General features: G+C 65.5%; 15 protein-coding genes and 2 riboswitches. Of the genes, 10 read left to right on the top strand and 5 right to left on the bottom strand.

Annotated features, from left to right (window positions below):
- Positions 1-20: 20 nt before the first annotated feature.
- Positions 21-2093 carry a methionine--tRNA ligase gene (metG, locus tag ACVCMJ_RS08040; RefSeq protein WP_447080906.1) on the bottom strand — a complete coding sequence of 691 codons (2073 nt, stop codon included), beginning with the start codon at positions 2091-2093 and terminating at the stop codon, positions 21-23.
- A 32-nt stretch (positions 2094-2125) separates the two neighbouring features.
- The gene (locus tag ACVCMJ_RS08035) at positions 2126-2398 is read right to left on the bottom strand and encodes a hypothetical protein (RefSeq protein WP_447080905.1); all 273 of its coding nucleotides are present in this window, start codon (positions 2396-2398) and stop codon (positions 2126-2128) included.
- Positions 2399-2538: 140 nt separating this feature from the next.
- On the opposite strand from ACVCMJ_RS08035, the gene apbC reads away from it, so the two are divergent.
- The 10 genes from apbC (at position 2539) to ACVCMJ_RS07985 (ending at position 18363) form a co-directional block, all read left to right on the top strand.
- Positions 2539-3624 (top strand): iron-sulfur cluster carrier protein ApbC, encoded by a 1086-nt coding sequence (gene apbC / locus ACVCMJ_RS08030; RefSeq protein WP_447080904.1) that lies wholly within the window; start codon positions 2539-2541, stop codon positions 3622-3624.
- Positions 3624-5504 (top strand): autotransporter assembly complex protein TamA, encoded by a 1881-nt coding sequence (locus ACVCMJ_RS08025; protein ID WP_447080903.1) that lies wholly within the window; start codon positions 3624-3626, stop codon positions 5502-5504. The genes apbC and ACVCMJ_RS08025 overlap by 1 nt, the downstream gene beginning before the upstream one ends.
- Positions 5501-9031, top strand: coding sequence for a translocation/assembly module TamB domain-containing protein (locus tag ACVCMJ_RS08020; protein WP_447080902.1), 3531 nt, complete (start codon positions 5501-5503; stop codon positions 9029-9031). Before ACVCMJ_RS08025 ends, ACVCMJ_RS08020 begins: the two co-directional genes overlap by 4 nt.
- A 71-nt stretch (positions 9032-9102) precedes the next feature.
- Positions 9103-9666 (top strand): dCTP deaminase, encoded by a 564-nt coding sequence (gene dcd, locus ACVCMJ_RS08015; protein ID WP_447080901.1) that lies wholly within the window; start codon positions 9103-9105, stop codon positions 9664-9666.
- A gap of 100 nt (positions 9667-9766) precedes the next feature.
- The gene (locus ACVCMJ_RS08010) at positions 9767-12040 is read left to right on the top strand and encodes an Orn/Lys/Arg family decarboxylase (protein ID WP_447080900.1); all 2274 of its coding nucleotides are present in this window, start codon (positions 9767-9769) and stop codon (positions 12038-12040) included.
- 19 nt (positions 12041-12059) lie between these two features.
- Positions 12060-13244: a CaiB/BaiF CoA transferase family protein gene (locus tag ACVCMJ_RS08005; protein WP_447082703.1), complete on the top strand. Its 1185-nt coding sequence runs from the start codon at positions 12060-12062 to the stop codon at positions 13242-13244.
- Positions 13245-13309: 65 nt separating this feature from the next.
- Positions 13310-13403: riboswitch (glycine riboswitch) on the top strand.
- A 12-nt stretch (positions 13404-13415) separates the two neighbouring features.
- Positions 13416-13516: riboswitch (glycine riboswitch) on the top strand.
- 40 nt (positions 13517-13556) lie between these two features.
- The gene (gene gcvT / locus ACVCMJ_RS08000) at positions 13557-14690 is read left to right on the top strand and encodes a glycine cleavage system aminomethyltransferase GcvT (RefSeq protein WP_447080899.1); all 1134 of its coding nucleotides are present in this window, start codon (positions 13557-13559) and stop codon (positions 14688-14690) included.
- 50 nt (positions 14691-14740) lie between these two features.
- Positions 14741-15112: a glycine cleavage system protein GcvH gene (gene gcvH / locus ACVCMJ_RS07995; RefSeq protein ID WP_447080898.1), complete on the top strand. Its 372-nt coding sequence runs from the start codon at positions 14741-14743 to the stop codon at positions 15110-15112.
- Positions 15113-15151: 39 nt separating this feature from the next.
- On the top strand, positions 15152-18037 hold the full coding sequence (gene gcvP, locus ACVCMJ_RS07990) for an aminomethyl-transferring glycine dehydrogenase (protein ID WP_447080897.1): 2886 nt from the start codon (positions 15152-15154) through the stop codon (positions 18035-18037).
- Between the two features lie 104 nt (positions 18038-18141).
- A complete protein-coding gene (locus tag ACVCMJ_RS07985; RefSeq protein ID WP_447080896.1) occupies positions 18142-18363 on the top strand; it encodes a tautomerase family protein in 222 nt (73 codons plus the stop codon).
- Positions 18364-18535: 172 nt separating this feature from the next.
- Here ACVCMJ_RS07985 and ACVCMJ_RS07980 read toward each other — a convergent pair whose 3' ends face one another.
- The 3 genes from ACVCMJ_RS07980 to folK form a co-directional block, all read right to left on the bottom strand.
- Entirely contained in the window at positions 18536-19819 is a 1284-nt protein-coding gene (locus ACVCMJ_RS07980) for an aminotransferase class III-fold pyridoxal phosphate-dependent enzyme (RefSeq protein ID WP_447082702.1), read from the bottom strand.
- Between the two features lie 264 nt (positions 19820-20083).
- Positions 20084-20596 carry a dihydrofolate reductase gene (locus tag ACVCMJ_RS07975; protein ID WP_447080895.1) on the bottom strand — a complete coding sequence of 171 codons (513 nt, stop codon included), beginning with the start codon at positions 20594-20596 and terminating at the stop codon, positions 20084-20086.
- Between the two features lie 67 nt (positions 20597-20663).
- On the bottom strand, positions 20664-21209 hold the full coding sequence (gene folK, locus ACVCMJ_RS07970) for a 2-amino-4-hydroxy-6-hydroxymethyldihydropteridine diphosphokinase (RefSeq protein WP_447080894.1): 546 nt from the start codon (positions 21207-21209) through the stop codon (positions 20664-20666).
- Positions 21210-21219 lie beyond the last annotated feature (10 nt).

Below are 21219 nucleotides of genomic sequence, written 5' to 3'. Positions count from 1 at the left end.
CGCGCTGGAGCGGGCCGGGCCTAGTGAATCCGCATTCCCGGCTGCGCCCCCGGCCATGGTTCCAGCAGGTAGATGCCGGGCTGCGCCTTTTCATCGGCATGGCTGGCCGCCAGCACCATGCCTTCGGACACGCCGAAGCGCATCTTGCGCGGCGCGAGATTGGCCACCAGCACGGTGAGCCTGCCCGCCAGTTCCTCGGGCTTGTAGGACGATTTGATGCCCGAAAACACCTGACGCAGGCGGCCTTCGCCCACGTCCAGTGACAGGCGCAGCAGCTTGCTGGAGCCTTCGACTTCGGTGCATTCCACGATGCGGGCGATACGCAGGTCGATGCGCGCGAAATCGTCGATCCCGATCGTGTCAGCGATGGCCTCGCCGCCGGGGAGGGCCACGGCTGCGGGCTCGGGCGGCTCGAACAGGGCGTCCAGTTGCGCCGGATCCACGCGTTGCATCAGATGCCTGAAGGCAGCAACATGCACGGGCAGATCGTCCGCGTCGGTCCAGCGATACGGGTCACTGCGTCCGAACAGCTCGCGCGCCACGCGTTCGGTCAGTGCCGGCAATACCGGCGAAAGCATGACCGAAAGGGCCTGGAACCCGGCCAGCGCGCGCGAGCAGATGTCCTGCAACGTGGCCTTCTGGGCGGCGTCGGCTTGAGCGATGCCCTTGGCCAGCACCCACGGCTGCGCCGCGTCGAACGCCTGGTTGATCCGGTCGGCTTGGGCCATGATGCGGCGGATGGCCCGGCTATAGTCGCGGTTTTCGAAATCGCCGCGGACCTCGTCGGCCAGCAGGCGGAGCTCGCCGCGCAGGGCCTCCGTGTCGCCGGTGTAGGCCAGCTCGCCGCCAAAGTGGCGGGTAATGAACGGTGTGGCCCGGCTGGCGATGTTGACGTATTTGCCGATCAGATCGCTGTTGACCCGCGCGATGAAGTCCTCGGGATTGAAGTCCACGTCTTCCACGTGGGCGTTGAGCTTGGCGGCGATGTAATAGCGCAGCCATTCCGCGTCCATGCCGATGTCCAGGTATCGCAGCGGCGAGATCCCGGTGCCCCGGCTTTTAGACATTTTTTCACCGCTGACGGTGATGAAACCATGCACATGCAACAGGTCGGGCGTCTTGCGGCCCGAGAATTTCAGCATGGCCGGCCAGAACAATGCGTGGAAGTACACGATGTCCTTGCCGATGAAATGGACCTGTTCGGTCGCGCCATCGGGCGACAGCAGGGCGTCGAAGTCCAGCCCCTGCTTCGCGCAGTAGGCCTTCAGAGAAGCGAGGTAGCCCACGGGGGCGTCCAGCCACACGTAGAAGTATTTTCCCGGCGCGTCCGGGATCGGGATTCCGAAGTAGGGTTCGTCGCGCGAGATGTCCCAATCAGCCAGATTGGCCTGGGCGCCGTCGGCCGTACCCAGCCATTCGCGCGTCTTGGCCAATACTTCGGGCTGCAGCCGCAGACCGCCGTCGGCGCGGGCCCCCGTGGTCCAGTCCTGCAGGAAAGCCACGCAGCGCGGGTCCGAGAGACGGAAGAAGAAATGCTCGGAGCTGCGCAGGACGGGACGCGCTTTCGTCAGGGTGGAATAGGGCTCGATGAGTTCGGTAGGGCGGTACACTGCGCCGCAGACCTCGCACGAATCACCATATTGGTCTTTCGCGTGGCAGCGCGGGCATTCGCCCTTGATGTAGCGATCCGGCAGGAACATGCCCTTCACCGGGTCATAGAATTGCTCGACCTCGTGCCGGTCGATGAAGCCGGCGGCTTTCAGCGCACGGTAAATGCCTTGCGACAGGACCACGTTTTCCGACGTGTCGGTGCTGTGCCAATGATCGAAGCGGATGTGGAAGCCGTTCAGGTATTTCGGACGCTCGGCCGCGTAGCGGGCCACCAGGGCCTGGGGGGTGATGCCCTCGGATTCCGCCTTGAGCATGATGGGCGCCCCGTGCGCGTCGTCCGCCCCCACGAAATGCACCGTGTGGCCCGCCATGCGCATGGCTCGCACCCAGGTGTCGGCCTGGATGTATTCCATGATGTGGCCGATGTGGAAAGAACCGTTGGCGTAGGGGAGGGCGGTGGTGACGAAGATCGTGCGCGGCATGGGACAGGAGTGAGCAGGCAAAAACTCCTATTCTAGGGGATTTCGCGCATCTCGATGTCCACTACGTCCCGGTCGCGCCGGCTGGCGTGTTGCGACCCGGCGCCCCGGTGCCCGGGCATGTTCGGCCTGCGCCGCTCGTCCCAGTAGGCCTTCACGCCAAAGGGCCGCCCTTGAAGGCGCGCCACGATGTACAGCACCCCGATGGCCAACGCCGTCGAAGCCATGAAAATCAGGGCCATGATCACGCCGAAGAAGGCGAGAACCAGGAACAGGGCGGCGCGCAGAGTGTGTTGAATGATGTTCATGTGGCTCTCCTTGCCGTTGAATATCGGTCGCCGCACGGGCGGACCGCCGCGATCTTGTGTCCATATCGGGGTCAATGCAGCGGATTCCAAGGGCGATCCGCTATGCTTTGAGTTTCGAACGATTTCATCCGGATCCCGACATGACTGCCACTATTCAGGACGTCCGCACGGTTTTGTCGCGCGTCGTCGACCCCGAAACGCACAAGACGCTGTCTGTGACCGAGCCCGAACTGCAGATCGTCGCCGCAGGCGACGCTTTCAATATCACTGTAACTCTGGGCTACCCCATATTCAATGGCGTCCAGACGCTGCGGGCGGCGATCGACGCTGCCCTGCAGGCTGCGGGACAGCGTCTTGGGCATCTGGACGTGCAGATGAAAGTGCGCACCCATGCTGTGCAGCGAGGCTTGCGTCCGCTCGATACGGTGCGCAACATCATCGCGGTGGCCTCCGGCAAGGGCGGTGTGGGCAAGAGCACGACGGCCGTCAACCTGGCTCTGGCCCTGCAGGCCCAGGGGGCGCGCGTGGGGCTGCTGGACGCCGATATCTACGGGCCCAGCGTGCCCATCATGCTGGGGCTGTCGGGCAAGCCCAAAAGCGTGGATGGCAAGAGCATGGAGCCTTTGATCGGCCATGGGCTTCAGGCCAATTCCATCGGCTTCCTCATGGATGACGACGGCCCGGCGATCTGGCGCGGGCCCATGGTGACGCAGGCGCTCACGCAGTTGCTTTCACTTACGAACTGGAACGATTTGGACTACCTGATAGTGGACATGCCGCCGGGAACCGGCGATATTGCCCTGACGATGGCGCAGAAGGTCCCCCTGACGGGAGCGGTGATCGTGACCACTCCGCAGGACCTCGCGCTCGCCGATGCCCGCAAGGGCCTCATCATGTTCCAGAAGGTGGATGTCCCGGTGTTGGGGATCGTTGAAAACATGTCGGTGCACGTGTGCTCGAACTGCGGGCACGTGGAACCTATTTTTGGACAGGAAGGTGGTCGGCACCTGGCCGCCAACTATCATTTGCCCTACCTCGGGGCGTTGCCTCTGCAGCTCGACATCCGCGAGGAAACCGATTCCGGGCGGCCCAGTGTGGTGGCCTCCCCGGCCGGCAAGGCCGCGCAGCTCTACCATGAGATTGCCCACCAGCTTGCCATTCACGTGGCGGGCCAGCCGCTGGACGACTCCGGCACGAAGCCGCGCGTAGTGGCTCGCAAGTCCTGATGCTGTGGCGAGGCGTTGCCTTCCTGTGCTGCGTCGCGCTTTCCATGACGCAGTCCGCGCAGGCAGCGCCTCCCCAGGTGATCATCGACCCTGGAGGCGCGCCTCCCAAGGTGCTACGAGACATTACCGCTGCGGTGGGCGCGATCACGCGTCTGACGCAGGACCAGGACATACGCGAGGTTTCGCGCCTGCGCCGTCGCGCCCGGGACGCCGCGGTGGCCGCCCTGCAGACCCAGGGGTACTTTGCCGCCCAGGTCACGCTGGACGCCGAGCCGGGCGGGCCGGGTGAAGGCGAGTTCTGGAACATCACGATCGATCCGGGCGAGCGCACTCAAGTCCGACAGCTTGGTCTGACCTTCAGCGGCGCGATCACGGGCGACGCCTACGCTTCGCGCCGCGAGCGCTTGCGGCAAAGCTGGCTGCTCAAGCCCGGCATGCCATTCATCAATGACGACTGGAGCAAGGCCAAGTCCGATCTCTTATACGACGTGACGTCCGAGGACTTTTATTTCGGACGCGCTGACGAGACACGCGCCGAGGTGGACCCCGTGCAGGCGCAGGCCAGCCTTCAAGTCGATGTGAACAGCGGCCCCCCGGTGCGCCTGGGCGAGCTGGAAGTCATCGGCTTGAAGCGCGTGCCTGAATCGCTGATTCGGCGCTATGTTCGCTACGCTCCTGGGGACCCGTACAACAGGAAGCAACTCGAGGATTGGCAGCAGGCCCTGCAATCCACGACCTTCTTTCGCGGGGCGTTCGTGACGCTGGACGACGGCACCACCCAGCCTGCCGGCCAGGCACAGACGGCGGCCAGACCGCGCAAGGCCGTGGAGGCAGCTCGCAACGGTTCCGATGCCGGCACCGGGCTGGTGGATCCGGGCCGGCTGCGTCAGGGTGACGCGCCGGTCACGCTGCCCGTCCGGATCCAGGTGACCGAGGCGCCCGCGCGCCAGTTCAGCGGTTCTCTGGGGGCCGACAGCGATCATGGCGTGCGCGTCGAAGGCCTTTATCGGCAGAACGTGGTGGCCGGCCTGCCCATCTGGATCGAGACCGGCGCGGGTGTGGACCTGCACCAGCAGCGGGCGTTCTATGACGTGCATTTGCCGCCGGGGCTCGACGGCTATCAGGACAGCTTCGGCGTGTTGTACGACCATTCGGACATCGAGGGCCTGGAGAACAGCCGCACGGGGATCGGGTGGAAGCGCAGCCGCCAGCATAAGGCCGCGGATGGCAGCCGGGTGGAATACGAGGTTCGCTGGAGCACACAGATCACCTATGACAAGACGCGAATTGCGGACGCGTATCGCTATGAGGTTCCGAGCGCGTCGGTGACCTGGCAGGGGCTGCGCCGGGATGTGGACAACAAGTACGATCCCCGAGAGGGGAACCTCGTTGAACTGGGAGTGGGCGTGGGCACCACGCTGGACGACGGCAAGCCGTTTTACCGCGCCAGCCTGCGTGCGCAGAAGTGGTGGCCGATCGGCGAGCGGGACGTGCTGACCGTGCGCGGCGAAATCGGGCAGGTCTGGTCGCAGACTGACCGGCTGCCCCAGGATTTTTCCTGGCGCACTGGCGGCGCACGGACTATCCGGGGCTATCGCTATCAGAGCATCGGGCTGCAGCGCGGCGATGCCATCATAGGGGCTCCGGCGCTGGGCGTTGCCAGCGTCGAATACACCCACTACTTTACTGATGTGCTGGGCGCCAACCTGTTCGTCGACGGGGGCGATGCGGCGCCATCCTTCAGGCAGTTCGACTGGCATCTCGGATATGGCGCGGGGCTGGCCGTGCGTACGCCGGCCGGGCCGTTCTTCGTTGATGTGGCCTGGGCCCAGAAAGATCAGCGCCTGCGGCTGCAGTTTTCCATGGGGATCGCGTTTTGAAGGGCTTGCCGCGCCTGTTGCGCCTCCCGTTACGCGGCCTGCGGCTGCTGGCGTTATGGGTGCTGCCGCCGGTGGTGCTGGCCTTGCTGTTGGCGTTCGGGTTTGCCTGGTGGTGCGTATCCAGCCAGGCGGGGACCCGCTGGGTACTGCACACGGCGGTCGGCTATCTCCAGGGCGACATACGCGGCATCAAGGGCACGATCGCCGACGGCGTGTCGGTCGATGATCTGTCGGTGTCGCTGCCGGATGCGAACGTCCGGCTCACCGGCCTGCATCTCCAGGCCGTATGGCGTGATCTGTGGGGGGGACGCCAACTGCACCTGGCTGACCTGTCTGCCGTGCGCGCCGACGTGGCCGTGAATACGCATCATGCGGCACCTTCGACCGGGCCGTTTCACTTTCCGGTGCTGCCGGTGGACGTGCGCGTGGATCGGCTGGCCTTGGGCGGGCTGGACCTGACGCTGGACGGCCGGCCGCTTCCGGTGGCGGTCGGGGCGGTATCCACGGGGCTGACGCTCGATCGTTCGGGTGCCACCGTGGCACTGAATCAATTGCAGGTGTCGGGGCATGAGGTGCAAGCAACGTTGACCGGACATGCGGTCCTGCATGCCCTGGCGGCGCCCTGGCCCTTCGAGCTTGATCTCCAGGCATCCGCGGGCGCGGATGGACCCGATTCTCCCGTCTGCCTTCAGCACCTGTTGCCGGACGGAGGGGCGGCGGCCGACCCCGCCTGCGATATCCGGCTGAAGGTCCGCGCGGCCGGCACGATCGAGGATGTGCACATGCAGGCCAGCGGTGACGGCCAGGGGCTGCGGCTCCAGGCCGATGCGCGCCTTACGCCGGGTCGGGCGTTTCCGCTGAACCGGGCGCATGTGGATCTGGCGCTGCCGGGCGACACCGCGCTTCAGTTGACCGTGTCGCCGCAGCCGGCGGCCGCGGACGGTTCACGCACGGTGCAGGCCCAATGGGCTGTACGGCAATTGCGGCTGAACCCCTGGCTGCCCAAGGCCGTGGGGCCCTCCGTGCTGAATGTGACGGGCGATGCTCAAGTCCGCCTCACAGCGGCACGGCAGCTCGACGATCTGGCGGTACAGATCAATCTCGATGGCCCCAATCGCTGGAACGGAGAGCCGCTCTCGGGGCATGTCACGATCGGCCGCCTGGGGCGAGCCCAGGGCGTGCTGCTGGATCCGGCTGCACCCGGCCCCTGGAACCCGCGTGCCCTGCGGCTTTCGGGTCTGGACGTGAAGTTGGCGCTAGGGCCGAATCACGTCGAGGCGCACGGCGATGTTGCGGTCTCCAGCGCCAGCCTGTCGTTGCAGGCCCAGGTTCCGGCGCTGAAGGCTGCATGGCCCGGTTTGTCCGGGGGCGGCTCGGTCAGCCTGACCAGCGACGGGTCGATCGCGGACCAGCGCAGCGAGCTGAAACTGCGGCTGGTGCCGGATCATCCTCGGAAAGGTATCCCCGGCCGCGCGCCGCTGTCCGCGGACCTGACAATGGTCGGGGGCTGGACGGAGGGTCAGGGCTGGCGGGGGCAAGTCTCCGCGCTGCAGCTGGACCACGCCGGCCTGGCGGTGCGCAGCCGCACGGCCGTTCCCGTGTCGGTGGCCGATTCGGGTGCCTGGGAGGTGGGCCGGGCCGTACTGGATGTGACGCTGGAGGGCCAGGAACTGTTGCAGCTTCAGCACCAGGGTTCCAGCGGGTCGCCGGGGGAATGGGCGACGCGCGGACAGATCGACCCGCTGCTCGTGACGCCCGGGCGCATTCAGAAGATCCGTTCCTGGCTGCAACCTGCCGGCGTCCCGACGGGAGGCGTTCACACAGCCCTGTCCGACCGGGTGCGCGGCAGCCGGCTTGAAGCCCGGTTGACCTGGAATCTGGCATTCAAGAAGGCCTTGAGCGGCGACATCCGGCTCGTGCGCACCGGCGGCGACCTGGTCGTACCGGGGGATGTGCCCATCAAGCTGGGCCTGCGAGCCGCCAGTCTGGACCTGAGCCTGCGCCCGACGAGCGGGCCCACCAGCACGGCCCGGCTGGATCTGCAGCTTCAGACGACGAAAATGGGCAGCCTGCGATTGCAGGCGGATATGCCCGTGCATGCGCAGCAGGGGGGCGGTATCGTGCTCCATCCCAAGGACGTGAAACATGTGCGCCTGGAGGCCGATTCCGAGGATCTGACGTGGGTGAACCTGCTGCTTGCCGGCACGGTGGAAGTCGGCGGCACCGTGCACGCCGACGTGCGCGGGCAGAGCCGGCCTGATGGCCGCTGGACCTTCTCCGGGCCCATACGAGCCGAAGGTTTGCGTGTCCTCGTGGTGGATGAAGGCATCCGTCTGCTGGATGGAACGCTGCAGGCTCACCTGGACGGCTCGCGCCTGGTGCTGGATCACCTGCGGTTTCCCGCCCAGCGCCGTGTGACTCCCAAGGAATGGCGTACGGCCACCTGGGTCGCCGAGAATCCCGATGCGCAGAATGGAAGCCTGGACGTCTCGGGTGCATGGGATCTGTACCAGGACCAGGGCGAGGTGCGGATCGCCTTTCGTCGTTATCCGATCGTGCAGCGCGCCGATCGCTATGCCATGGTGACCGGCGATATTTCGGTGCAGGCCAGCCTCCCGTCGATCCGGGTGACCGGCAAGATCGTCGCCGACGCGGGCTGGTTCGACCTGGACATGCTGAACAATATCCCGAGACTGGATGGCGACGTCGTGATCCTGCAGCCCGGCAAGCCGGCGGCGGCGAAGCCGGAAGCGGAACCTCCCGTGCCGATGGATCTGGACGTGGATCTGACCGTGGACCTGGGGCCGCGCTTCTATCTGACGGGCTTCGGCGTGAACTCCGGCCTGGTGGGCAGTCTGGATCTGCGCATGCGCGCCGGGAAGCTGACCGCCCTGGGAGCATTGCGCACGCGCGGCGGGTCCATTGATGCCTATGGCCAACATCTGCAGCTGCGGCGCGGCACAGTGACCTTCCAGGGTGACATCTCCGATCCTGTGCTGTCCATCGAGGCCTTGCGCACCGACGTGGCCGTGCAGGCCGGGGTGCGCGTGGCTGGAACGGCCCGCCGTCCGCGCATTGACCTGGTTTCGCACCCCGATGTGAGCGAAACCGAAAAGCTCACGTGGCTGCTGCTGGGCCATGGTCCGGACGAAGGGGGGGGCGGCGACGTATCGTTGCTGTTCTCGGTCGGCAGCTCACTGCTGTCGCACGGCGAGCCGTTCTACAAACGCTTCGGGCTGGACGAATTGAGCATGCGTTCGGGCGAGCTGGGCAGCCCCGGCAGCGTGCTTCCAGCGCAAAGCGTGGTCACTGACCTGGATACCGGCGCGAGTCTGTCCGAGCAGCGCTTCGCGGTGGCCGGCAAGGCACTGACCGACAACCTGCGGGTCAGCCTGGAGCAGGCGTTGGCGCAAACCGGAACGGTTGCCCGTCTGACCTACCGGCTCACTCGTCGTCTGCGTGTCGAAGTCACGGCCGGGACCGTCAGCGGTCTGGCGCTGGTCTACCGATGGTTTTCCATGGAATGACGGCCGAGCGCGCATGTCGCGGCGCCCGCAGGGGATCTTGACTAAAATATCTGAAATTTCAGAGGGACTCCATGAGCATCAAGAACGATCGCTGGATCCGGCGCGCCGCCGATGCGGGCATGATCGAACCTTTCGAGCCTGGGCAGGTGCGTTCCGTCGACGGGCAGCGCATCGTCAGCTATGGCACCAGCAGCTACGGGTACGACGTGCGCTGTGCGAACGAGTACAAGATCTTCACCAACATCAATTCCACCATCGTCGACCCGAAAGCCTTCGACGAGAAATCTTTTGTGGATTTCCGTGGTGATGTCTGTATCATTCCGCCGAATTCGTTCGCGCTGGCGCGCACTGTGGAATATTTTCGCATTCCGCGTTCCATCCTGACGGTCTGCCTGGGCAAGAGCACCTACGCGCGCTGCGGCATCATCGTGAACGTCACGCCGCTGGAACCGGAGTGGGAAGGCCATGTCACGCTGGAGTTCTCCAACACGACGCCGCTGCCGGCCAAGATCTATTCAGGCGAGGGCTGCGCCCAAATGCTGTTCTTCGAAAGCGATGAGGTGTGCGAGACTTCATACGCCGACCGGGGCGGGAAGTACCAGGGGCAGCGCGGGGTGACCTTGCCCCGCACCTAGGGTTCCACCGGCCGCCCCGCACGGGCGGGCCGGACGGGACATGAGCCATTCGCATGGCGGGATTCCGGTCCATGCAGACCTTCTCTTTGAGGTCAGTGCAATGAAATTTCGTTTTCCGATCGTCATCATTGACGAAGACTATCGCGCCGAAAATACGTCCGGCTTCGGCATCCGCGCGCTCGCTTCGGCCATCGAGGCCGAGGGCGTGGAGGTCCTGGGCGTGACCAGCTACGGCGACCTCAGTTCGTTCGCCCAGCAGCAGAGCCGTGCCAGCGCGTTCATCCTGTCGATCGACGACGAGGAATTCGACGAGGATTCCCCCGAGGACGTGGCCAATGCCATCAAGAACCTGCGCGCCTTCATTGGCGAGCTGCGTTTTCGCAACGAGGAAATCCCCATCTACCTGTACGGCGAGACGCGGACCTCGCAGCACATCCCGAATGACATCCTGCGCGAGCTGCATGGCTTCATCCACATGTTCGAGGACACGCCGGAGTTCGTCGCGCGCCACATCATCCGCGAGGCTCGCGCCTACCTGGACAGCCTGGCGCCTCCCTTTTTCCGCGAGCTGCTGGAGTACGCCTCGGATGGTTCGTATTCCTGGCACTGCCCGGGGCATTCGGGCGGCGTGGCGTTCCTGAAAAGCCCCGTGGGGCAGATGTTCCACCAGTTCTTTGGCGAGAACATGCTGCGGGCCGACGTGTGCAACGCCGTGGACGAACTCGGGCAGCTCCTGGACCACACCGGGCCGGTGGCAGAGTCCGAAAAGAACGCGGCCCGCATCTTCCATGCGGACCACTGCTTTTTCGTGACCAACGGCACGTCCACTTCCAACAAGATCGTCTGGCATGCCAACGTGGCCGCCGGGGACGTGGTGGTGGTGGACCGCAATTGCCACAAGTCCGTGCTGCATGCCATCACCATGACGGGCGCGATCCCGGTATTCCTGCGTCCGACACGCAATCACCTGGGCATCATCGGGCCCATCCCGCTCGAAGAATTCGATCCGGAAAATATCCGGCGGAAGATCGAGGCCAACCCGTTTGCGCGCGCGGCGGCGAACAAGCGCCCGCGCATCCTGTCGCTGACGCAAAGTACCTACGATGGTGTCATCTACAACGTGGAGATGATCAAGGAAAAACTCGGTTCCTATATCGATACGCTGCACTTTGACGAGGCCTGGCTGCCGCACGCCGCGTTCCACGAGTTCTACGAGGACATGCACGCGATCGGGCCCAACCGCCCGCGCAGCAAGGACACGATGATCTTCGCCACGCACTCCACGCACAAGCTGCTTGCAGGACTCTCGCAGGCGTCGCAGATCGTGGTGCAGGACTCCGAGACGCGCAAGCTGGACCGCAACCTGTTCAACGAAGCGTTCCTCATGCACACCTCGACCTCGCCGCAATACGCCATCATTGCGTCGTGCGATGTGGCCGCTGCCATGATGGAACCGCCGGGCGGTACGGCGCTGGTCGAGGAATCGATCCGTGAAGCCATGGATTTCCGCCGGGCCATGCGCAAGGTCGAATCCGAATATGGCCGCAACGACTGGTGGTTCAAGGTCTGGGGGCCGAACCGGCTGGCATCGGAGGGCATCGGCAACCGGGAGGACTGGCTGCTCACGTCGGGCGACGAGTGGCACGGCTTCGGCGATCTGGCCGAAGGCTTCAACATGCTGGACCCCATCAAGTGCACGGTAGTGACGCCTGGCCTGGACATTTCCGGCACTTTTGCCGACAGCGGCATTCCCGCGGCGCTGGTCTCGCGCTATCTGGTGGAGCACGGCGTGGTGGTCGAAAAGACCGGCCTGTATTCATTCTTCATCCTGTTCACCATCGGCATCACGAAGGGTCGCTGGAACACGCTGCTGGCGGCGCTGCAGCAGTTCAAGGACGAATACGACCGCAATCAGCCGTTGTGGCGCGTGCTGCCGGAATTTGCCAAGGCGCACAAGCGCTACGAACACCTGGGGCTGCGCGACCTGTGCCAGGAAATCCATGAAGCCTACCGCCATTACGATTTCGCGCGTCTGACCACGCGTGTGTATCTCAGCGATATGGAGCCCGCCATGCGCCCGTCGGATGCCTACGCCCGCATGGCGCACCGCGAGGTCGAACGCATCCCTGTGGCCGATCTGGACGGCCGGGTGACTGGTGTGCTGCTGACCCCTTATCCGCCGGGCATCCCCTTGTTGATCCCCGGCGAGCGTTTCAACCGCGATATCGTGGACTATCTGAAATTCACGCAGGAATTCAATCACCAGTTCCCCGGGTTCGAGACGGACGTGCACGGCCTGGCCTACGATGCGGATGACAGCGGCCAGCGCCACTACTATGTGGACTGCATCCGCGAGGACGCGATCGATGCCTGAATCCGGCTCGGGGGCGTCCTTGCCCAAACCGCTGTCCGGCATTCGGGTGCTGGAAATGGGCCAGCTCATTGCGGGTCCGTTCGCGGGCAAGATGCTGGGGGAGTTCGGCGCCGAAGTCATCAAGATCGAGCCGCCCGGTCAGGGCGATCCGTTGCGCAATTGGCGCCTGCTGCATCGGGGCACGTCCGTGTGGTGGCAGGTGCAGTCGCGCAACAAGAAATCCATCACCCTGGATCTGCGCGAGCCGGAGATCCAGGATCTCGTGCGCCGCCTGGCCGGCGAGTGCGATGTCGTGATCGAGAACTTCAAACCGGGTACCCTCGAATCCTGGGGCCTGGGTTGGGAAGCGCTGCATGCGCTGTATCCGCGGCTGGTCATGCTGCGGGTCTCCGGATACGGGCAGACGGGGCCCTATCGTGATCGGCCGGGTTTCGGGGTGGTGGCCGAGGCCATGGGAGGCCTGCGGTATCTCAGCGGCGAGCCCGGCCGTACGCCGGTGCGCGTCGGGGTGTCGATCGGCGATTCGCTGTCGGCCCTGCATGGCGTGATCGGCGTGCTGCTCGCTTTGCGGGCCCGGGATCAGCAAGGCGTGGGGCAGATGGTCGATGTGGCGTTGTATGAGTCCGTCTTCAACATGATGGAGAGCCTGCTGCCGGAATACGCGGTGTTTGGCGAGGTCCGCCAGCCGGCCGGCAGCAGCCTGCCGGGCATTGCCCCTACCAATGCGTACGCTTGCCGCGACGGCCATGTGTTGATCGCCGGCAATGGCGACAGCATCTTTCAGCGGCTCATGCACGCCATCGGTCGCGCGGATCTGGCCGCCGATCCGGCGCTGGCGCACAATACCGGGCGCGTCGCGCAGGTGGCGCGCCTGGACGCCGCGATCGGCGAGTGGGCGGCCAGCCGTACCCAGGACCAGGCGCTGGAGGCGCTCAATGCGGCCCGTATCCCGGCCGGGCGCATCTACAGTGTTGCGGATATTGCGGCCGACCCCCATTACCGCGCGCGCGACATGATTCTGGATCGTCCCTTGTCCGACGGGACCCCGTGCCAGGTGCCGGGCATCGTGCCCAAGCTGTCCGCAACGCCGGGCGGTATCGAGCGCCCTGCGCCCACTCTCGGCCAGGATACTGGCCAGGTTCTGGATGAACTGGGCGTGGAGGCGGAGACTCAGGCGCGCTGGCGGGCCCTCGGTTACATCTGATTCCCACCGCATTTTTCGATTGTTGGGCAGCCGCTTTTCAGGGTATGCTTTGCCCTTGCTGTCACCCGATGCGGGTGGGAGAGCGCCGCCCGCATGGGTTGGCCGCCGAAGGCGCAATTCGCCCGGAATCGCTCAGGCACCCCGTACCATCCGCATGATGCCGTGTGCGCATCGCAGCATTCTGGAGAGACCCGCCCGGTTGGGCTGGGCGCCGAAGGTGAACCCCCGGTTGTTGTGGGGCAACTCTCAGGCAAAAGGACAGAAGGGCGTTGCCGGCACATGTGCCGCCCCCATTTATTGTCCGGAGCCTCCATGTCCGCCCAGACCCCCCTGTTCGAGACCCATGTCGCCTTGGGCGCCAAGATCGTTGATTTTGGCGGCTGGGACATGCCGCTGTCCTACGGTTCGCAGCTCGAAGAACATCATGCCGTGCGCCAGGCGGCGGGCGTATTCGATGTCTCGCACATGCTCAATCTGGATATTGCCGGCGACCGCGCACAGGATTTCCTGCGCCATTTGCTGGCCAACGACGTCGCCAAGATCGCCGGCCACCCCGGCAAGGCGTTGTATTCGTGCATGCTGCGTCCCGATGGCGGGGTGATAGACGATCTGATCACGTATTTCTTCGCGCCTGATCGCTGGCGCATGGTGGTGAACGCCGGGACGGCCGACAAGGACACCCGCTGGATCCGCGAGCAGGCTGTCGCGTATGGGGTGACGGTGACGCCGCGCCGCGATCTGGCCATGCTCGCTGTCCAGGGGCCGAAGGCGCGTGAGACGGTCTGGGCCGTGCATCCCGAATGGAAGCCTGCGACCCAGGATCTGAAGCCCTTTACCGGAGCGCTGGTCGACGAAAACACGCTGGTGGCCCGCACGGGTTACACCGGCGAGGACGGATTCGAGATCGTGCTGCCGGCGGTTGCGGTGAAGGCATTCTGGGATGCCTTGCTCGCGGCGGGGGTGCATCCCTGCGGTCTGGGTGCGCGCGATACGCTGCGATTGGAAGCGGGCATGAACCTCTATGGCAACGACATGGACGAGACGGTCCATCCCCTGGAATCCGGCCTGGCCTGGACAGTGTCGCTGAAGGACGCCGAACGCCATTTCATCGGGCGCGAGGCCCTCGAATCCGCTCCTGCCTCGCGCGAGCTGGTGGGCCTGAAGCTGCTCGAGCGCGGCATCATGCGAGGCCACATGAAGGTGCGCACCGCCCAGGGAGAGGGCCAGGTGACCAGCGGCACCATGGCGCCGACCATTGGCGTTTCCATCGGGCTGGCCCGCGTGCCGGTGGGCTCGACGCCGGGCGACGGCGCTGAAATCGAGATCCGCGGCAAGTGGGTGCCGGCACAGATCGTGCGCCCGCCGTTCGTGCGCAATGGCAAGGTCCTGGTGTCCGCCCCGGGGAATCCTGCGTCAGGCGCGCCGACTCTTCACACAGGGCACTAGCTTGAACACTGACCGGCTTTCTTCCATCCATTCCTTTTCAGAGGTCCATCATGTCCATTCCCAACGATCGCAAATACACGACCTCCCACGAGTGGGTCAAGGCTGACGGCGACTGTTTTCTGGTCGGCATTACCGACGACGCCCAGGACCAGCTCGGTGATCTGGTGTTCGTCGGCGACGTGCAGATCGGCGCCAAGGTCGCCGCTGGCGACAACGCGGCTGTGGTCGAGTCGGTCAAGGCCGCTTCCGACATCTATGCGCCGGTCGCAGGTGAAATCCTCGCCTTCAACGAGGCGCTGAACGACCAGCCCGGCCTCATCAACGAAGCAGCCTACGATCACTGGATCTTCAAGATCCGCGCCGACAATCCAGCGGATGTCGACGGGTTGCTGGATGCCGCCGCCTACGAGGCGCAGGCCTGAACTGAAATCGCAATACTCAGATTGATCCCGGAGAACTCCATGCTGCGCGATCCCGCCACGCATTCCGAATTTGTATCCCGTCATATCGGGCCGTCCGAAGACGATCAGCGGGCCATGCTGGCCGCGGTCGGCGTCGCCAGCCTGGATGCGCTGGTCCGTGAAGTCGTGCCGGGCAATATCTTGTCCGAGGCCCCGTACCTGGAACTGCCCGGCCCGCTGGGCGAGGTCGAGGCACTGGCGGACCTGAAGGCAGTGGCCGCCCATAATCAGGTGTTGCGCAGCTACATCGGCCAAGGCTATTACGGCACGTACGTGCCGCATGTCATCCTGCGCAACATCCTCGAGAATCCCGCCTGGTATACGGCCTACACGCCCTACCAGCCAGAGATTTCCCAGGGTCGCCTGGAGGCGCTTCTCGTCTATCAGACCATGGTGACGGATCTGACCGGCCTGGACATCGCCAATTCGTCCCTGCTGGACGAGGCGACCGCGGCGGCCGAGGCCATGACGCTGGCGCGTCGCGTTTCGCGGGCAAAGGCCAAGCATTTCTTCGTCTCCAGACACGTGCATCCGCAGACGCTCGAAGTCGTCCGCACACGGGCGGCGGGTCTGGACATCGAAGTGGTGGTGGGCGACGAGTCGCAGGGCCTGCCCGATTGTTTTGGCGTGCTGCTGCAATATCCCCATAGCCTCGGCGGCGTGGGCGACTATCGCGCGCTGGTCGAGCAGGCGCATGCCGCCGGCGCCGTGGTGGCGGTGGCTACGGATCTGCTGGCGCTGGCATTGCTCACGCCTCCTGGCCAGTGGGGGGCGGACATTGCCGTGGGCTGCACGCAGCGCTTTGGCGTTCCCATGGGATATGGCGGTCCTCACGCCGGGTTCATGGCCTGCAAGGACGCCTACAAGCGGCATCTGCCCGGTCGCCTGGTCGGGGTCTCACAGGACGCACGGGGCGAGCCTGCGCTGCGGCTGGCGCTGCAGACACGCGAGCAGCACATTCGCCGCGAGAAGGCGACTTCCAATATCTGCACGGCCCAGGTGCTGCTGGCGGTCATGGCGGCCATGTATGCCGTGTGGCACGGCCCGCGCGGCATTGCGCGCATCGCGCAGCGCGTGGCTACGCACACCGGGCAGCTGGCTGCCGCGCTGAAGGCGTGCGGCTTGACAGTCTGCAACGACACCCATTTCGATACGCTTTTGCTGGAGACGGGCGCGCGCACGCAAGCCGTGCTGGACGCTGCGGTGGACGGTGGCATGAATCTGCGCCATGTCGACGATTCCCACGTCGCGCTGTCGCTGGACGAGACGGTCGGCGAGGCCGACATCGAGACGCTGGTCGGCGTGCTGGCGGCCGCCACGGGCGCGCATCGCGTGGCACCGGATTTCACGCGGACGGACGACGGTATTCCGTCCGGCCTGCGCCGCCAAGGCGCGATTCTGGCGCATCCGGCCTTCTCGCGCGTGAAGTCCGAAACGGACATGCTGCGCTATCTGCGCTCCCTGGCCGACAAGGACCTCGCCCTCGATCGGACCATGATTCCGCTCGGCTCCTGCACCATGAAGCTGAACGCCACCGCCGAAATGATCCCGGTGACGTGGCCCGAGTTCGGCCATATGCATCCTTTCGCCCCCGCCGGGCAGGCCCAGGGCTACCAAGAACTCATCGATCGCCTGTCGGCGGCCCTGTGCGAAATCACGGGATATGACCGCGTCAGCCTGCAGCCCAATTCCGGTGCTCAAGGCGAGTACGCTGGCTTGCTCGCCATCCGTGGCTATCATCAGGCCAACGGCGAGCACCAGCGCAATGTCTGCCTGATTCCGGCTTCGGCGCATGGCACCAATCCCGCGTCGGCTCATCTGGCGGGCATGGACGTCGTGGTCGTGGCCTCATCGGGAGACGGCAGCATCGACATGGACGATCTGCGCGCGAAGATTGCCCAGGCAGGCGACAGGCTCGCCGCGCTCATGATCACCTATCCGTCCACGCACGGGGTGTTCGAGACGACGGTCACTGAAATCTGCGATCTGATCCACGCGGCAGGCGGGCAAGTCTACCTGGACGGCGCCAACATGAACGCCCTGGTGGGCGTGGCACGGCCCGGTCGTTTTGGTTCGGACGTCTCTCACTTGAACCTGCACAAGACCTTCTGCATTCCCCACGGCGGCGGCGGCCCGGGCGTGGGCCCGGTGGCGGTGCGCGAACACCTGGCGCCTTACCTGCCGGGGATTGTGGGCGAAGACGGTCGTCTGCCGGCCGGCCAATCCGGTCCCGTGTCGGCGGCGCCCTACGGTTCGGCCAGCATTCTGCCGATCTCGTATATGTACATCGCCATGATGGGCGCGAGCGGTTTGCGGCGCGCGACTCAGGTGGCGATCCTGAACGCCAACTACCTGGCTACGCGCCTTGCGCCGTACTACCCCATCGTGTACGCGGGGGCCAACGGCCGCGTGGCGCACGAGTGCATTCTGGACGTCCGGCCCATCAAGGAAGCCAGCGGCATCGACGCCGAGGACATTGCCAAGCGCCTGATGGATTACGGGTTTCACGCGCCGACCATGAGCTTCCCGGTTCCGGGTACGCTGATGGTAGAGCCCACGGAATCCGAAGGTCTGGAAGAACTGGACCGCTTCATCGAGGCCATGATCGCCATCCGGGCGGAAATCGCCGCGGTCGAACGTGGTGAACAGACGATCGAGGACAACGTGCTGGTGAATGCGCCGCATCCGGCGTCAGTACTGCTGGTGCGGGACTGGACCCATCCCTATACGCGGGAACAGGCGGCCTACCCGGTTCCTGGGCTGGCAGCGCGCAAGTACTGGCCCCCGGTTGCTCGGGTGGATAATGCCTGGGGGGACCGGAACCTGAGCTGTGCCTGCCCGCCGGTGGAGGCCTATTTGCCGGACGAGGAACACGTCACGGCCTAGGGCGGTCGCGGGGACTTCGGGCCGGCAGGCCCGATGCGCTTTCCATTCGGCCCCGCCGCTGCGGCGGGGCCTTTTTGCATCACATGAGAAGAGGAGACTTCGATATGCCGTTCGTCAACATCAAGATCACACGTGAAGGCGCGACTGCGGAACAAAAGGCCAAGCTCATCCAGGGCGCGACCCAACTTCTGGTGGACGTGCTGGGCAAGAACCCCAAGACCACCTTTGTGGTGATCGAGGAAGTCGATACCGATAGCTGGGGAATCGGGGGCGAGACCGTGACCACGCTGCGGGCGCGCGCGAAGGCTCAGTCCGGGAAGTCCTGACGCCGAGGAGCGGCGCTGCGGTATCGGCGGTACGAGTACCGGCCGCCGCAGTTCGTGAATCCGCTGGCCACGAAAGACATTGCCCCTGTCTCGCGCAACGCGAGACAGGGGCAAGTCGTCTATGGCCGAAGCTGTAAGACGGGGAGGCCGGATCTCTGACCCGGACGGGCTCTCAAGCGACCTCGCCCAGAACCTCCGACACGGTATCGAACAGCTCGTGGATCTGGGATTCTTCGATGATGAGCGGTGGCGAGAAGGCCAGCGTGTCGCCGGTGTAGCGCACCAGGACGCCCCGGTCGAAGCAGCGCGAGAAGATCTCGGCGGCGCGGGCACCCGGTGCGCCTTCGCGCGGCGCGAGCTCGATGCCGGCCACCAGCCCGATGTTTCGGACGTCTATCACGTTCGGACGACCGCGCAGGCTGTGAGCAGCATCCTCGAAGAGCTTGGACAGCGAGTCGGCGCGCTGGAACAGTCCGTCGCGCTCGTAGATATCCAGCGCCGCCAGGATGGCCGCCGTCGCCATGGGGTGCGCCGAATAGGTGTAGCCGTGGAAGAACTCGATGCCGCTGTGGCTGGCCGACAGGATGGCGTCGTAAATGCCGCGCTGTACGGCCACGGCGCCGGCCGGAATGGCTGCGTTGCTGATGCCCTTGGCCATCGTGATCAGATCCGGCGTGACGCCAAAGTGCCCGCTGGCGGTGGCGGCGCCGAGCCGGCCGAAGGCCGTGATGACTTCGTCAAAAATCAACAGGATGCCGTATTTCGACGTAATTTCACGCAGGCGCTCCAGGTAACCGACGGGCGGTACGAGCACGCCCGTGGATCCCGCCATGGGTTCCACGATGACGGCAGCGATGGTGGAGGCGTCGTGCAGGGCCACGATGCGTTCGAGTTCGTCGGCCAGATGTGCGCCCCACGCGGGCTGCCCGCGGGAGAAGGCGTTGTGGTCGGGCGCATGCGTGTGCTGCAGGTGATCCACACCCGGCAGCAGTACGCCTGAAAATGTCTTGCGATTGGGAGAAATCCCGCCGACGGAAATCCCGCCAAAGCCTACGCCGTGGTAGCCGCGTTCACGCCCGATGAGGCGCGTGCGCTGGCCTTCGCCACGCGCGCGGTGGTAGGCCAGGGCAATCTTCAGGGCAGTGTCCACGGATTCCGACCCGGAATTCGTGAAGAAGATGCGGTCCAGGCCGTCCGGCATGAGCGCCGCCACGCGCGACGCTGCGCGGAACGAGTCTTCGTGACTGATCTGGAAGCTGGGCGCGTAGTCCAGTTCGCGGGCCTGGCGCGTGACGGCCTCGATGATCTCCGGACGGGCGTGTCCGGCGTTCACGCACCACAGGCCGGCCGTGCCGTCCAGGATGCGGTGGCCGTCCGCCGCCGTGTAGTACATCCCCTGTGCACTTTTGAGCAGCCGCGGGTTCGCCTTGAACTGGCGGTTTGCCGTAAACGGCATCCACAGATTGGACAGATCGATGGGAGGGGATTGCGTGCTCATTGCGGCCTCATGGACGAATGTGGAAGTGGACATAAGAACCTCTCATTCTGGGCCAGACACGCGCGGCTCACAAGCGCACTTTCCCTGATGGGATGGAAGGCCTCTGACGCACGGCCGCATTCCGCCCCCCGCGACGAGCCAGGGCGACGAGCCACGCCGACGAGCCACGCCGACGAGCCACGGCGACGCGGCGGAGGGCCGCCTCGAACCGCGGCTGCCGGGTCAGCGGATCCGCTGATAGGTCACGAAATCGAACGCCAGGCCGTTTTCGGGTGGCTGCGGCAGGCGTTCCGCTTCGCGCCATTGCTGGTTGGGCACGGCCGGAAACCAGGTGTCGCCGTCGATTGAAGCGTGGATTTCCGTGGCAATGATTTCGTCGGCCAGGGGCAGCGCGAGCTGAAAGAGCTGCTCGCCGCCGATGATGCAGACCCGGTGCGCGCCGGCGCATGCGGCCAGCGCGGCGTCCAGGCTGGCGAACCGTTCGGCGCCCTCGGCGGTGAAACCCGCGTCGCGGCTGAGCACCAGATTGCGGCGCCCCGGGAGCGGCTTGCGTGGCAGCGATGCCCAGGTCTTGCGCCCCATCAGGATGGGGTTGCCCAGCGTGCTGCGCTTGAAGTGGGCCAGATCGGAGGACAGGTGCCAGGGCATGGTTCCGTCCCGCCCAATGACCCGGTTGTCGCAGTAGGCGACGACCAGACGGATGAGCGGGCGGGTGGCGGAAGCAGGATCGTTCATGCGCGCAGTGTAACCCGGCCGTCGGGCCTTTCCGTGCCCGGGCGGGGATGTGGGGTGACGCGGCCTCTCAGTTCGATCCGTCCTGGTTCGGAGGCGCGTCACCCATCCGCTCGACGGCCTGGCCGGTACAGCGGCGGAGCAGCTCGGCGATGGGTCCCTGGTCCAGGACCAGACCGGGGGCCAGGTCCTGAAGCGGCCGCAGCACGAACGCCCGCTCGTGCATGCGGGGGTGGGGCACCGTCAGCAGCGGCTCCCGGATGTGGCGTCCGTCATACCACAGCAGGTCCAGATCCAGCGTGCGCGGTGCGTTGCGGTAGGGGCGTTCGCGCCCGTGCCGATGTTCGAGGGCCTGCAGCGCGACCAGTAAGGCCAGCGGTGAGTGAAGTGTCCGGATCTCGGCTACGGCATTCACATAATCCGGTCCCGAGCTGTCCACCGGCGCTGTGCGGTAGAGCGCCGACAGGCGCAGGAATGGAATTCCGGGATCCTGGCGCAGCGCGCCGGCGGCTTCCAGGACGCTGGACGCCGCATCGCCCAGGTTGGCGCCCAGGCCGACATAGGCCAGCAGGGGCGCGGATCCGTCCGGTCCGGCGGGCGTGCGGGTCGGGGTCATTGCGGGGCGG

Source organism: Castellaniella sp. UC4447_H14 (genome assembly GCF_052978285.1).
The sequence above is the reverse complement of the archived record's forward strand: the minus strand, read 5'-3'. Positions and strand labels throughout refer to the sequence as shown.

Coding starts and splice junctions, on each gene's coding strand:
- metG (WP_447080906.1), bottom strand. CDS start 2,093: ATGCCGCGCACGATCTTCGTCACCACCGCCCTCCCCTACGCCAACGGT.
- ACVCMJ_RS08035 (WP_447080905.1), bottom strand. CDS start 2,398: ATGAACATCATTCAACACACTCTGCGCGCCGCCCTGTTCCTGGTTCTC.
- apbC (WP_447080904.1), top strand. CDS start 2,539: ATGACTGCCACTATTCAGGACGTCCGCACGGTTTTGTCGCGCGTCGTC.
- ACVCMJ_RS08025 (WP_447080903.1), top strand. CDS start 3,624: ATGCTGTGGCGAGGCGTTGCCTTCCTGTGCTGCGTCGCGCTTTCCATG.
- dcd (WP_447080901.1), top strand. CDS start 9,103: ATGAGCATCAAGAACGATCGCTGGATCCGGCGCGCCGCCGATGCGGGC.
- ACVCMJ_RS08010 (WP_447080900.1), top strand. CDS start 9,767: ATGAAATTTCGTTTTCCGATCGTCATCATTGACGAAGACTATCGCGCC.
- gcvT (WP_447080899.1), top strand. CDS start 13,557: ATGTCCGCCCAGACCCCCCTGTTCGAGACCCATGTCGCCTTGGGCGCC.
- gcvH (WP_447080898.1), top strand. CDS start 14,741: ATGTCCATTCCCAACGATCGCAAATACACGACCTCCCACGAGTGGGTC.
- gcvP (WP_447080897.1), top strand. CDS start 15,152: ATGCTGCGCGATCCCGCCACGCATTCCGAATTTGTATCCCGTCATATC.
- ACVCMJ_RS07985 (WP_447080896.1), top strand. CDS start 18,142: ATGCCGTTCGTCAACATCAAGATCACACGTGAAGGCGCGACTGCGGAA.
- ACVCMJ_RS07980 (WP_447082702.1), bottom strand. CDS start 19,819: ATGCCGTTTACGGCAAACCGCCAGTTCAAGGCGAACCCGCGGCTGCTC.
- ACVCMJ_RS07975 (WP_447080895.1), bottom strand. CDS start 20,596: ATGAACGATCCTGCTTCCGCCACCCGCCCGCTCATCCGTCTGGTCGTC.
- folK (WP_447080894.1), bottom strand. CDS start 21,209: ATGACCCCGACCCGCACGCCCGCCGGACCGGACGGATCCGCGCCCCTG.